The following is a 13,358-nucleotide window of genomic DNA, read 5'->3' on the forward strand; positions in this document are numbered from 1 at the left end:
TGTGACCGCACTCGACGAGTTGGTGCGCTACGACGGCAGACACGTCGTGGTCACCGGCTGCGGGTCGGGCATCGGCGCCGAGGTCACCCGTGCGTTGGGTGAGCTCGGCGCCCGGGTGACGGGCCTGGACATCCGGCCGCCCGATCGCCTGCCCGATACCTTCATCGAATTGGACCTCGCGGACCCGGAGTCCGTCGACCGTGCCGCCGGTGCGGTCGACGGGCCGGTGGACGCCCTGTTCAACGTGGCCGGGGTGTCCTCTGGCATCGGCAATCCGCTGCTCGTGGTGCGGATCAACTTCCTGGGGACGCGGCAGTTCACCGAGGCGGTGGAACACCGCATCGCCGCGGGCGGATCGATCACCTCGGTGTCTTCGCTGGCGGCATCCGGGTACCGTGAAAACCGCTCCACCACAGCGGGGTTGATCCGGACCCGATCGGTCGATGAGGGGTTGCAGTGGTGCGCCGACCATCCCGAGGCGCTGGCCGACGGCGGCTACCGGCTGTCCAAGGAGGCAATGATCCTGTACGGCATGTGCCGGGTCACCGAACTCGGCGCCCGCGGGATCCGGATCAACTGCACCGGGCCCGGCGTCACCGAAACGCCCATTCTCGATCAGTTGCGCTCGGCCTACGGTCAGCAGTATCTCGATTCGTTCACCACCCCGCTGGGCCGCAACTCCGAGCCCGCCGAACAGGCGGCTCTGCTGGCGTTCCTGGGTAGTCCCGCCGCCAGTTACGTGACCGGGCAGGTGATCTGGGCCGATGGCGGCATTCTGGCCCAGCGGGAGCTGACCCTGGTCGATGCTGTAGTGGACACTGCCGATACCGAGCGGAGGAGCTGAGCTTGGCCGGGACGATGAGCGACTTTCGCAAGGTCGCCGACGACGTGCGCAACTGGGGCCGCTGGGGCGATGCGGACGAACTCGGCACCCTGAACCTGATCACCCCGGACAAGGTCGCCGAGGCCGCATCACTGGTCAGGCAGGGCAAGGTGTTCGCGCTGGGCGGCGACTTCTCCTCGGCCGGGCCACAGGGGGCCTTCCAGTTCCGGCAGAACCCGACGCATGTGATGACCGTGGACGGCGGGGACGCGAACACACTGGCGCAGTACGGTCCCCAGTGGCTGCGTAATTCGGTGGCCCATGAGGTCAGCGGTTTCTTCGTGGACAACCCGTTCCGCTTCAACGACGACATGATCGTCATGCCGCTGCAGGCCGCCACGCAGTGGGACGCGCTGTCGCACGTCTACTACGAGGACAAGCTCTACAACGGCTTCCCGGCCGATTCGGTCACCAGCTTCGGTGCCTTCCACTGCGGCATCGACAAGGTGGACGGCAAGGGCATCACCTCCCGTGGGGTGCTGCTGGATGTGGTGCGCCACCGCGGTGCCGAGCAGTTCCTGGAACCGGGCAATCCGATCACGCCTGCCGAGCTCGACGATGTGGCCAGGGCGCAAGGGGTGAGTATCAGTCCGGGTGACATCGTGGTGGTGCACACAGGTTGGTGGACAAGGTTTTTGGCGAGCGGCGAGGGGGCGGAGCCCGGATCGGGGCTCGACTGGCACTGCGCCTCGTGGCTGCACGATCACCAGGTGGCCGCAGTCGCAGCCGACAATCTCATGGTCGAGGACCCGGACCCGGCCAACGGGGTGGAGGGCACGTTCCTGCCGATGCACATGCTGTGCCTGCGCGACATGGGCCTGATGCTCGGCGAGTACTGGGATCTGGGTGCGCTGGCCGCGGACTGTGCGGCCGACGGCGTCTACGAGTTCCAGCTCATCGCGCCGCCGCTGCGGGTTACCGGCGCCGTCGGCTCGCCGGTGAATCCCATTGCGATCAAGTGAGGAAGCATGACGTCAACTGAGAAAGTGCCGTTCGTGGTCGGGCTGGGCGGCACGCTGCGCGCCGACTCCTCGACCGAACGGGCCGTGCGGTACTGCCTGGAGGCGGTGCAACGGCAGGGAGGCCGGACCCGGATGTTCGCCGGGCCGGACCTGGAACTGCCGATGTATGCGCCGCATTCGTTGGAGCGCACGCCGGCGGCCCTGGAGTTCGTCTCCGCGCTGCGTGACGCCGACGCCGTGGTGGTGGGCTCGCCGGGCTATCACGGCGCGATCTCCGGTCTGGTCAAGAACGCCCTTGACTACATCGAGGATCTGCGGGAGGACCCGCGGGTCTACCTGGACAACACCCCGTGGGGCTGCATCAGTTGCGCCTACGGCTGGCAGGCCGCGGTGGGGACGCTGGGACAGTTGCGTTCCATCGGGCACGCGTTGCGCGCCTGGCCCACCCCGCTGGGGGTGGCGATCAACTCCGCGGACAAGATCTGGGCCGAGACAGGCGAACTGGCCGACGGCACCGTACGCGGTCAACTCGACATGCTGGCCACCCAGCTGCTCACCTTCGGCCGGTCCAACGGGGCCGCACGATGACGGCTCAGCGCACGTTCGCGCGCAAGACCATCGACGTCGACGGCCTGACGACCAGCTACCTCGACGGCGGGTCCGGCGACCCCGTCGTCCTGCTGCACGGAGGTGAATTCGGGGTCGGCGCCGAATTGGGTTGGGAGCGCGTCATCGACGCGGTCGCCGAGCACTACCGCGTGCTCGCCCCGGACATGCTGGGTTTCGGTGAGAGCGCCAAGGTCATCGATTTCAACGATGGTCGGGGGATGCGGATTCGGCACATCGCCCGGTTCTGCGCCCAACTCGGTATCGCCGGAGCCCATTTCGTCGGCAACTCGATGGGCGCGATCAACCTGCTGGTCGATGCCACCTCGGAAGCCCCGCGGCTGCCCATGCGGTCGCTCACCGCGATCTGCGGGGGAGGGGAGATCCAGCGCAACGAGCATTCGGCGGCGTTGTACGACTACGACGCCACGCCAGACGGGATGCGACGCATCGTCACCGCGCTGTTCGCGGATCCGGCCTACCCGGCCGATGAGGCATACGTGCAGCGGCGGTACGAGTCGAGCATCGCGCCGGGGGCCTGGGAATCCTTGGCCGCAGCCCGGTTTCGGCGGCCCGGCCTGGAGGCGCCGGCGATGCCGTCGGCGCAACGGGCATATGACCGCATCGGTGTGCCGACCATGATCATCGAGGGGGATCGTGACAAGCTGCTGCCGCCCGGTTGGGCCGCCGAAATCGCCGGCCAGATCGCCGGCGCCCGCAGTGCGGTGATCGCCGGCTCCGGGCACTGCCCGCAGATCGAACAACCGGCCGCGCTCACGGCGGTACTGCTGGAATTCCTGGAAGAGGTGCAATGAACGAACTGGCCGGAAAAGTCACGGTGGTCACCGGTGGCGCGTCGGGGCTGGGCGAAGGGCTGGTGCGCCGGTTCGCCGCCGAGGGAGCCAAGGTGATGATCGGCGACGTCGACGAGGATCGTGGGAAGGCGCTGGCCGACGAGCTCGGTGAGAGCACCCGGTTCCTGTTCACCGATGTCGGTGATATCGAGCAGGTCGGAAGTCTGGTGTCGACGGCGGTGGACACCTTCGGAGGCCTCGACGTCATGGTCAACAACGCCGGGGTCTCGGGCCGGATGCACCGCCGTTTCTTCGACGACGACCTCGCCGACTTCGACACCGTGATGCGGGTCAACGTCCGTGCGGTGATGGCCGGCACCCGAGACGCCGCCCGGTACATGGCAGAGCACGGTGGCGGTTCGATCCTCAACCTGACCTCGATCGGCGGCATCCAGGCCGGCGGAGGCGTCATGACGTATCGGGCGTCCAAGGCCGCGGTCATCCAGTTCACCAAGTCGGCGGCGATCGAGTTGGCCCACTACGAGATTCGCGTCAATGCCATCGCGCCGGGCAATATTCGTACGGCGATCGTGGCGAAGTCGGCCTCACCGGAGGAGCGCGAGCGCATCGAAGAGTTCGAGGCCGGGATCCGCGCCCAGATGCGCAACGACCGTCCGCTCAAGCGGGAAGGCACGGTCGAGGACGTGGCCGAGGCGGCGCTGTACTTCGCCACCGACCGCTCGCGGTACGTGACCGGAACGGTTCTGCCGATCGACGGCGGCACCGTCGCAGGCAAGGTCATCGTCAGAAAGCCCAAATAGCCCGCCGACCAGCCCCGACGAGACTACGGTTTATGCCGCGGTAACTGGGTTATCCCGCTAAAAACCGTAGTGTCGGCGCGCTCGCTGCCGTGCGCGCGGCGACTGCGTCGGTCATTTAAATCAACTGCTTGACTTAATTACAGGAGGGGCGTTGACTGTAACGGTGACAGCAGCCAACCGGACCGCTCGTGCCGATCGGGCCAGCAGTACGCAGGAGGCGATCCTCAAGGCGGCCGAGCGGCTCTATGCCGAGCACGGCGTGTTCGCGGTGTCCAACCGTCAGGTCAGTGAGGCGGCCGGGCAGGGCAACAACGCCGCCGTCGGCTACCACTTCGGTACCAAGACGGATCTGGTCCGCGCGATCGAGCACAAGCACCGTGGTCCGATCGAGTGCCTGCGCGAGCAGATGGTGGCCGACACCGGCGCTTCGGCCGAGCTGCGGGACTGGGTCGCCTGCCTCGTCCAGCCGCTCACCGATCACCTTGCCGCGCTGGGTAACCCGACCTGGTACGCCAGGTTCGCCGCCCAGGTGATGACCGATCCGGCCTACCACAACATCGTGGTCCGTGACGCCCTGAGCTCGCAGTCGCTCGTCCAGGTCATCGACGGGATGAAGAACAGCCTGCCGGACCTTCCCGACGAGATCCTCGCCGAGCGCAACATCATGGCACGCAATCTGTTGATGCACAGCTGCGCCGACCGTGAACGAGCAATGGCCCAGGGGGGCAACGTGCCCCGGGCGACCTGGCAGGGCGCGGCATCCGGATTGATCGATGCGATCGTCGGCCTGTGGATGGCGCCGGTTACCGAAGAAAGCGACCTCATATGAAAGTCACTGTCGACCAGGACAAGTGCGTCTCGTCGGGGCAGTGCGTACTCAACGCCAGTGAGGTGTTCGACCAGCGCGACGAGGACGGTGTCGTCGTTCTGCTCGAACCCACACCCGGACCGGACCAAACCGACAACGCCCGCCGTGCCGCGGCGGCCTGCCCAGCCCTGGCCATCGAGATTCAAGACTGACTTGAGGAATGGAAGCACCCTATGTCTGAGACGCTGACCGAAGTCGACATCCCCGACTACCCGATGGAACGCGACGTGCGGTGCCCGTTCGCGCCGCCGCCGCCCATGCTGGGAAACCCCAAAGGCCTGTTCCGCGTGAAGATCTGGAACGGCAGCACCCCGTGGTTGATCACCGGCCATGAAGAGGCCCGGACCCTGTTCGCGGACTCCCGGATCAGTGTGGACGACCGAATCGCGGGGTTCCCGCACTGGAACGAGCACATGCTCTCCACTGTCGACAAGCGGCCGCGTTCGGTGTTCACCTCCGACGCCGAGGAGCACACCCGGTTCCGCCGGATGCTGTCCAAGCCGTTCACGTTCCGGCGTGTCGAGGGATTGCGCACGGCGATCCAGAAGGTCACCGACGAGTGCATCGACGAGATCCTGGCCGGCCCGCAGCCCGCCGACCTCGTTGCCAAGCTGGCGCTGCCGGTGCCCACCGTGGTGATCAGCGAGATGCTCGGTGTCCCTTACGAAGACCACGAGTTCTTCCAGGAGCATGCCAACGCCGGCCTGGCCCGCTACGCCGCGGCGGACGCCATGCAGAAGGGCGCGATGAGCCTGCACCAGTACCTGATCAATCTGGTCGAGGAGAAGCAGGCGAACCCGTCCGAGGACGCGGTCTCCGACCTGGCCGAGCGGGTGACTGCCGGTGAGATCAGCGTCAAGGAAGCCGCGCAGCTGGGCACCGGCCTGCTGATCGCCGGGCACGAGACCACCGCCAACATGATCGGCATCGGCATCCTGGCGCTGCTGGAGAACCCCGAACAGGCCGACTTCCTGCGTGAGGCCGACGATCCGAAGGTGATCGCCAACGCGGTCGAGGAACTGATGCGTTACCTGTCGATCATCCAGACCGGTCAGCGCCGGGTGGCGCTGGAGGACATCGAGATCAGCGGCGAAACGATCCGCGCGGGCGACGGCGTGATCATCGATCTGTCCCCGGCCAACTGGGACGCAAAGGCCTACCCCGAACCCGACAAGCTCGACCTCAGCCGCGACGCCGGCCAGCAACTCGGCTTCGGCTACGGCAGGCACCAGTGCGTCGGTCAGCAGCTCGCGCGTGCCGAACTGCAGATCGTGTTCCACACCCTGCTGCGCAGGATCCCGACCCTGCGCCTGGCGATTCCGCTCGACGAGGTGCCGTTCAAGCACGATCGCCTCGCCTACGGCGTCTACGAACTCCCCGTTACGTGGTAACTGCCGGCACGCCGGCCTTCAGCCCCTACAGCCCGATTGGAGTACCACTGATGACTGCTTCGACGACCCTCTATCCGCCGGAAGGCTTTGGTGCACCGAAGAACCGCAAGGGTCACGCGTCGGCGGACGGACTTTCCGGATTACCTCAAGGCACCGAGATCTTCTCGGCCGACAACCACATCTCGGTGGCCGACGACATCTTCTACGAGCGCTTCCCCGAGGAGCTCAAGGGTGCCGCACCGCGGATCTGGTACGAGGACGGCGCCTACATGGTCGGCATGAAGGGCAAGGCCTGGACCGGAGGCGATTTCGGCCGTGTGCTGATGCAGTACGACGACCTCGCCGGTGCCGCGTCGAACAACATCGCGGCCCGCATCAGAGAGCTCAAAGAGGACGGCATCGACAAGGAACTGGCTTTTCCGAACGCTGTACTCGCCCTCTTTCACTACCCGGACAAGGCGTTGCGTGAGCGGGTGTTCCGGATCTACAACGAGCACATCGCTGCCCTACAGGAGCAGTCGAACGGGCACTTCTACGGCGTCGGCCTGATCAACTGGTGGGACCCGAAGGGTACGCGCAGCACCCTGGAGGAGCTGAAGTCGCTCGGCCTCAAGACTTTCCTGCTGCCGCTGAACCCGGGCAAGGACGACGAGGGCAATATCTACGACTACGGCAGCACCGCGATGGACGCTGTCTGGGACGAGATCGAGGCGTCCGGCATCCCGGTCAGCCACCACATCGGCGAGACGCCGCCCAAGACGCCGTGCGAGAACAACAGCGTGGTGGTCGGCATGATGGTCAACGTCGACTCGTTCCGTGAGCAGTTCGCCAAGTACGTCTTTTCGGGAATCCTCGATCGGCATCCCAAGCTGAAGGTCGGTTGGTTCGAGGGCGGAATCGCCTGGGTCCCCACCGCATTGCAGGACGCCGAGCACATGCTGGCCTCCTACCGGCACATGTTCAACCACGAGCTCCAGCAGGACGTTCGGTATTACTGGGACAAGCACATGTCCGCGTCGTTCATGGTCGACCCGCTGGGGCTGCGGCTGATCGACGAGATCGGCGTCGACAATGTGATGTGGTCCAGCGACTACCCGCACAACGAGAGCACCTTCGGATACTCGGAGAAGTCGCTGGCGACGGTCGTCGAGGCGGTCGGCCCGGAGAACGCGACCAAGATCGTGTCGACCAACATCCAGAAGTTCCTGGGGCTCCAATGAGCACTGCCACGGGCACTGCCACCCGAACGGGCGTCACACAGATCGCCCACACCGGGTTCACCCCGCTCGACATCCCCTCAGAGCCCGACCTCGCCCGGATGCGTCGAGAGGTCGGTGCGCGTCTGCACGCTGCGATGGCGGAGCAGGGTGTGGACGCGCTCGTGCTGCTCGGCAACGGAAACGTCATGTACGCCACCGGTATCGCCTGGCCGTTGGCCGACGCTGGGCTGTCGCATGTCGAGCGGCCGATCGCGGTAGTGCTGGCCGACGACGAGCATCCGCACCTGTTCCTGCCCTTCCGTGAGGGCGCGGCCATGGAAACCGGGCTGCCCGATGATCACCTGCACGGGCCGGTCTATCTCGAATTCGACGAGGGTGTCGCGGAGTTCGCGAAGACTCTGGCCGGCTTGGTTCCGGCGGGTGCCACGGTCGCCACCGACGAGCTGACCGGGGCGATGCGGCGAGCCGGCAGTGCACTGTTCCCCAGCGCGCCAGTGGATGCCGCCCCGGTGGTCGGTGCTGCGAAGATCGTCAAGACGATCGACCAGATCGCTTGTATCCGCAGGGCGTGTCAGATCACCGAAGAGGCGGTTGCCGAGATCCACAAGTCGCTGGCCCCGGGTGTGCGCCAGATCGACCTGTCCGCCGAATTCGTGCGCCGTACTTTCGAACTGGGCGCCACTACCAACATGTTCGACTCGATCTGGCAGGTCATGCCCGCATCGAAGGCGGACGGCACTTGGACCACCACCGGCGATCTCGCCCTGCCCCTGCTGACCACCGAGCGGGAGCTGCAGCAGGGTGACGTGCTATGGACCGACGTGTCCATCGCCTACCACGGCTACTGCTCCGACCATGGACGAACCTGGATCGTCGGTCAGGATCCCACCGCGGCCCAGCAGGAGCAGTTCGAGAAATGGAGCCGCATCGTCGACGCGGTGCTCTCGGTGACCAAGGCCGGCGCCACCTGCGGCGACCTCGGCCGGGCGGCCACCGCGGCCGGCGGCGGGAAGAAGCCGTGGCTGCCGCACTTCTACCTGGGACATGGCATCGGTACCAGCGCTGCCGAAATGCCCATGATCGGAACGGATCTCGGCCAGGAGTGGGATGACAACTTCGTCTTCCCGGAAGGCATGTTGCTGGTGTTCGAGCCGGTGGTCTGGGAGGACGGCACCGGTGGCTATCGCGGCGAGGAGATCGTGGTGGTGACCGAGAGCGGCTGGATGCCGTTGACCGCATATCCGTACGACCCCTATGAGGTGTCCCGTGGGAACTGAAATCGAGGCCGACGGGCTGGCGCTGCGTGTTAGCCGCCGGGAGCGCGCCATCGCTCAGATGGAGGCCCATGACCTCGACGCGCTGGTACTCGGCAGGCAGGCCAACGTCCGGTACATCTCCGGCGCACCACAGTTGTGGGTGGTGGGTACCCGGCCGTTCGGGCCGATCTGCACGTTCGTCCGTGCCACGGGTGAGATTCACCTGAACAGCACATGGGACGAGGGCATCCCGGAGGAGATCCCACACGAGAATCTGTACGGCTTCGCGTGGAACCCGATGACCCTGGTCGATGTGCTGCGAGGCATCGAGGGTTCCGATTCGGCGTGGCGTATCGGAACAGATGCCCTGACACCGACATTCGCCAAGTTGCTGCCGATGGCCTTTCCGAACGCCGAGCTGGTCGACGGGGAGCAGGCGATGCGGGCGGCGCGTCGAGTGAAGACCCCCGAGGAGATCGAGGCGCTGCGGCGCGCGCTGGTCGTGGCGGAAGCGGGACTGGCGAGAGGCGTCGCCGAGCTGGTTCCGGGAACCACCGAGAAGCGCCTCGCCGGTGCGATATTGGAGGCCGAGGCCGCCGGTGGGGTGAGCACCCCGGCCACGCAGGACGCCGCGTGGGTCACATCGAAGGACCATCCGTGGCGACGTGCCGAGGGAGATGGCCGCGTGAGGGAGGGCGACCTGGTTGTGCTGTCGGCGGGTGTGCTCGCCGACGGCTATGTCGCCGAAGTCGCGCGCACGGTGTCCGTGGGCGAACCGACGGATGCGGTTCGGTCACTGTACCGGCGTCGAGATGACCTGTGGGACAGGCTGATCGATGCCTGTCGCGTCGGCAATCCCACGAGCGCGTTGCTGGATGCCTACCAGCAGGCCGGGGAACCGGTGCCGGCGATGCCGGTCGCACATGGGCTCGGGTTGGGATTCGACCCGCCGGTGGTTGCCCCGAATCTGCGGGCGACCGCCGAGGCCGACATCCTCGAGGAGGGCATGGTCCTTGCCGTCACGGGCTACGTCTGGGAGCAGGGCATCGGTGCGGTGTTCACCCGTGATGCCGTGGTCGTCGGCGCCGACGGACCCGAGGTACTGACCCAGACCCCATCGAACAGTGAGGCGGCACATGCCTGAGCAACTCCAGCCCTCTGCCGCAGAGCGGCCCAAACCTGAAGAAATCATCCTCTACGAGAAGGACCGCAAGACCAAGATCGCCACCATCACGTTCAACCGGCCGGAATTCCTCAACGCGCCGACGTCGATGGCGCGGCTGCGCTACGCAGATGTGCTGCGAGCGGCCAACGCCGACAACGACGTGAAGGTGGTGATCATCCGCGGCGTCGGGGACAACCTGGGCAGCGGGGCGGATCTGCCGGAGTTCATGGAAGGCAACGACAATCCGGCGGTGCGCCTGGCCGAGTTGCGCCTGGAGGACGACGGAGTCGGGGAGGTGACGTACCCGCCCAAGGGCACGTTCCGCAACGGCGCGACCATCAGCTCGTGGTACGCCAATTCCCAGGCAGGCAACCGTGCGTTGCAGGACTTCAAGAAGATCAGCATCGTCGAGGCCAAGGGCTACTGTTACGGCTGGCACTTCTACCAGTGCGCCGACGCCGATCTGGTGATCTCGTCCGACGATGCCCTGTTCGGGCATCCGTCGTTCCGGTATCACGGTTGGGGACCGCGGATGTGGACGTGGGTCCAGATGATGGGTCTGCGGAAGTTCCAGGAGATGGTCTTCACCGGACGGCCGTTCACCGCCTCGGAGATGTACGACTGCAACTTCCTGAACAAGGTGGTTCCCCGCGACCAGCTCGAAGCCGAAGTGCAGAAGTACGCGCTGGCCTGTACCCGGAACCGGCCGGTGGACACGGTCTTTCAGCAGAAGATGTTCTTCGAGATCTTCAAACAGCAGCAGGGTGAGTACATGGGGAGCCTGCTGAGCGCGTTCTTCGAGTCGATGGGCAACGGCGTGGCCAACGACAGCGATGACGACCTGGACATGTTCGAGTCGATCGACTCCGGGTTGTCGGCCGCGGTCAACGACAACGACAGCAAGTTCCCTCCCGATTTCCGGCTCTCCAAGAAGAACAGGGCGAAACCCGAATAAGCACATGAGCGCACCACTTGACGGCTACACCGTCGTCGACCTGTCCAGCGGGATCGCCGGGGCGTACGCCACGAAGATCCTCGCCGACGGCGGCGCCGAAGTGATCAAAGTCGAAGCCCCCGAGGGTGACCCGTTGCGCCGCTGGTCGGCGTCCGGCGCGCACATCGACCCCGACGAGGACGGCGCTCTGTTCACCTTCCTCGCGGGCGGTAAACGCAGTGTGATCGTCGATCCGGACCACCCGGACGACCGTCGACTGCTGGACCAGCTGGCGGCAGGCGCGGACGCGGTGATCTGGTCTCCGGAATCGGCTGTCGCTCAGTCGATCGCACCGGAGGATCTCTTTCGCCGGCATCGGCACCTGATCGTCACCACGATCACCCCGTTCGGGTTGGACGGTCCGTGGAGCGGCCGGGCAGCCACCGAATTCACCTTGCAGGCGTGGTCGGGTGGGGCGATCGGTATCGGTCGCGGCGTGCAGGACCGGGCGCCGGTGTCCATCGGCGGCCAGGTGGGTGACTGGCTCGCGGGCGCCTATGCGGCGGCGATGACGCTGGCGTTCCGGACGCGGGCGATCCGGGACGGCCACGGTGAGCTGGTCGACCTGTCGGCGCTGGAGGCTCAAGTTCTGGGGTTGACGTACTACCCGGTCACCTACTTCGAGATGCTGGGCCGCCCGTGGCGTGACGAGCGCAGACCCACGGTTCCCGGGGTCGCCGAGGCGGCCGACGGTCTGGTCGCACTCGGATGCGGTACCGCCCAGCAGTGGTGGGACCTGTGTGCGATGTCGGGGCACGACGAATGGATCGACGAGACCACCGAGCTCACGATCACCCAGCAGGCCAACCTGCACGCCGAGGAGCTTTACGCGTGGGTGCGTGAGCAACGGGCGGAAGACCTTCGTGAACTGGCAGCGGCGTTCCGGATCCCCAACTCGCCGGTCGGCAACGGTGAAAATGTCACCACCATGGATCATTTCGTGCAACGGCGGGCGTTCGTCCGCAATCCGCAACGCGGGTTCACCCAGCCCGCCGCGCCGTACCGGCTGCCCGGGGTGGCGTTGCGTGAAGCGGCGCCGGCTCCACGGCTGGGGGAGCACACCGAACAGATCCGGGCCACGGAGCTGACTCCGCGTGATGTGCCGGTCGGTGTGCCCGGCGGGGATCGGCTGCCGTTCAGCGGGTTACGCGTGCTCGACATGACCACGTTCTGGGCCGGTCCGTCGTGCACGCACCCGCTGGGCATGCTCGGCGCCGAGGTGATCCATCTGGAGTCGACCCCGCGACCGGACGGCACGCGGTTGATCGCCGGCATCCCGGCCACCGTGGAGCAGTGGTGGGAACGCTCGCCGATCTTCAGTGCGCTCAACACGAACAAGAAGAGCCTGACCCTTGACTTCCAGACCGAGCAGGGCCGGGATCTGTTGCGTCGGCTGATCGCCACCTGCGACGTGGTGGTGGAGAACTTCACCCCGCGTGTGATCGAACAGATCGGGCTCGATTTCGATTCGCTGCGGGAGCTGCGCGAGGACATCATCATGGTGCGCATGCCCGGCTTCGGGCTGGACGGGCCGTGGCGGGACAACCCGGCATTCGCCTACATCATCGAGGACGCTTCCGGGTTGAGTTGGCTCACCGGCTACCCGGATCGCACTCCGTTCGAACCGTATTCGATCGGTGATCCCAATGCCGGAGTGCACGCCCTGTCGGGGTTGATGCTGGCGCTCGAGCACCGCCGCCGAACCGGACAGGGAGTGCTGGTAGAGGCCGCGATGGTCGACGCGGCGCTCAATGTCGCCGCCGAACAGGTCATCGAGTACTCGGCCTACGGTGCGCTGCTGCAACGCGACGGCAACCGCGGGCCCGCCGCGGCGCCGCAGAACATCTACCAGAGCGCCGAGATCGACGAGTTCGGCCGGGCAGACAGCTGGGTGGCGATCGCGGTGAGCACCGACACCCAGTGGGCCGCCTTGCGCGCGGCCATCGGGCAGCCGGATTGGGCGATGGATCCGGCGTTGGATTCTGCCGACGGGCGGAGGGCCCAGCACGATCTGATCGACGAGAAGCTCGCCGCCTGGTGTCTACCGCGCAGTGGTGATGAGATCGTCGAAACCCTGTGGCCCGTGGGCGTTCCGGTGGCCAAGGTGATGCAGCCGCACCGGCAGTTGGAGCTGCCGCAGCTGCGGTTCCGGCGGTTCTTCGAACATGTCGGGCACCCGGTGAACAACGCCGCACCACACAGCACACTGCCGGTCTCGCTGGCCAACGGGCCACGGGCGCTGCACCGGCAGCCCGCGCCGCTGCTCGGCGAGCACAATCACGAACTGCTGACCGAACTGGGGCTGTCCGACGAGGAGATCACCGCTCTGGCCACAGACGGCGTGATCGGCACCGAGCCCGGGGTCGGCGGACGCCGCAAGGCCGCCCGCTGAGCGGGC

At 66.4% G+C, this 13,358-nt stretch carries 13 protein-coding genes; all 13 read left to right on the forward strand.

From position 1 onward, the window contains the following. The first annotated feature begins 1 nt into the window (after position 1). The 13 genes from ACNQR1_RS13400 (at position 2) to ACNQR1_RS13460 (ending at position 13,352) form a co-directional block, all read left to right on the forward strand. A complete protein-coding gene (locus ACNQR1_RS13400; protein WP_418046699.1) occupies positions 2-844 on the forward strand; it encodes a coniferyl-alcohol dehydrogenase in 843 nt (280 codons plus the stop codon). 14 nt (positions 845-858) lie between these two features. Beyond that, positions 859-1,845, forward strand: coding sequence for a cyclase family protein (locus ACNQR1_RS13405; protein WP_418046701.1), 987 nt, complete (start codon positions 859-861; stop codon positions 1,843-1,845). A gap of 6 nt (positions 1,846-1,851) precedes the next feature. Beyond that, complete coding sequence (locus ACNQR1_RS13410) at positions 1,852-2,433, forward strand: NADPH-dependent FMN reductase (protein ID WP_418046703.1); 582 nt, start codon at positions 1,852-1,854, stop codon at positions 2,431-2,433. Beyond that, on the forward strand, positions 2,430-3,266 hold the full coding sequence (locus ACNQR1_RS13415; protein WP_418046705.1) for an alpha/beta fold hydrolase: 837 nt from the start codon (positions 2,430-2,432) through the stop codon (positions 3,264-3,266). The genes ACNQR1_RS13410 and ACNQR1_RS13415 overlap by 4 nt, the downstream gene beginning before the upstream one ends. Continuing rightward, positions 3,263-4,066, forward strand: coding sequence for an SDR family NAD(P)-dependent oxidoreductase (locus tag ACNQR1_RS13420; RefSeq protein ID WP_418046707.1), 804 nt, complete (start codon positions 3,263-3,265; stop codon positions 4,064-4,066). Before ACNQR1_RS13415 ends, ACNQR1_RS13420 begins: the two co-directional genes overlap by 4 nt. Before the next feature lie 163 nt (positions 4,067-4,229). Further along, positions 4,230-4,895: a TetR/AcrR family transcriptional regulator gene (locus ACNQR1_RS13425; RefSeq protein WP_418046709.1), complete on the forward strand. Its 666-nt coding sequence runs from the start codon at positions 4,230-4,232 to the stop codon at positions 4,893-4,895. Then, the gene (locus tag ACNQR1_RS13430; RefSeq protein WP_418046711.1) at positions 4,892-5,086 is read left to right on the forward strand and encodes a ferredoxin; all 195 of its coding nucleotides are present in this window, start codon (positions 4,892-4,894) and stop codon (positions 5,084-5,086) included. Before ACNQR1_RS13425 ends, ACNQR1_RS13430 begins: the two co-directional genes overlap by 4 nt. 21 nt (positions 5,087-5,107) lie before the next feature. Continuing rightward, positions 5,108-6,325: a cytochrome P450 gene (locus ACNQR1_RS13435; RefSeq protein ID WP_418046713.1), complete on the forward strand. Its 1,218-nt coding sequence runs from the start codon at positions 5,108-5,110 to the stop codon at positions 6,323-6,325. Between the two features lie 50 nt (positions 6,326-6,375). Then, complete coding sequence (locus tag ACNQR1_RS13440) at positions 6,376-7,545, forward strand: amidohydrolase family protein (RefSeq protein WP_418046715.1); 1,170 nt, start codon at positions 6,376-6,378, stop codon at positions 7,543-7,545. Next, the gene (locus ACNQR1_RS13445; protein ID WP_418046717.1) at positions 7,542-8,822 is read left to right on the forward strand and encodes a M24 family metallopeptidase; all 1,281 of its coding nucleotides are present in this window, start codon (positions 7,542-7,544) and stop codon (positions 8,820-8,822) included. The genes ACNQR1_RS13440 and ACNQR1_RS13445 overlap by 4 nt, the downstream gene beginning before the upstream one ends. Beyond that, the gene (locus tag ACNQR1_RS13450; protein WP_418046719.1) at positions 8,812-9,945 is read left to right on the forward strand and encodes a M24 family metallopeptidase; all 1,134 of its coding nucleotides are present in this window, start codon (positions 8,812-8,814) and stop codon (positions 9,943-9,945) included. The genes ACNQR1_RS13445 and ACNQR1_RS13450 overlap by 11 nt, the downstream gene beginning before the upstream one ends. Beyond that, complete coding sequence (locus ACNQR1_RS13455) at positions 9,938-10,921, forward strand: enoyl-CoA hydratase/isomerase family protein (protein WP_418046721.1); 984 nt, start codon at positions 9,938-9,940, stop codon at positions 10,919-10,921. Before ACNQR1_RS13450 ends, ACNQR1_RS13455 begins: the two co-directional genes overlap by 8 nt. Before the next feature lie 4 nt (positions 10,922-10,925). Beyond that, positions 10,926-13,352: a CaiB/BaiF CoA transferase family protein gene (locus ACNQR1_RS13460; protein ID WP_418046723.1), complete on the forward strand. Its 2,427-nt coding sequence runs from the start codon at positions 10,926-10,928 to the stop codon at positions 13,350-13,352. Positions 13,353-13,358: the final 6 nt, after the last annotated feature.

This window comes from Mycobacterium sp. 48b (genome assembly GCF_048282725.1).
Classification (GTDB): Bacteria; Actinomycetota; Actinomycetes; order Mycobacteriales; family Mycobacteriaceae; genus Mycobacterium.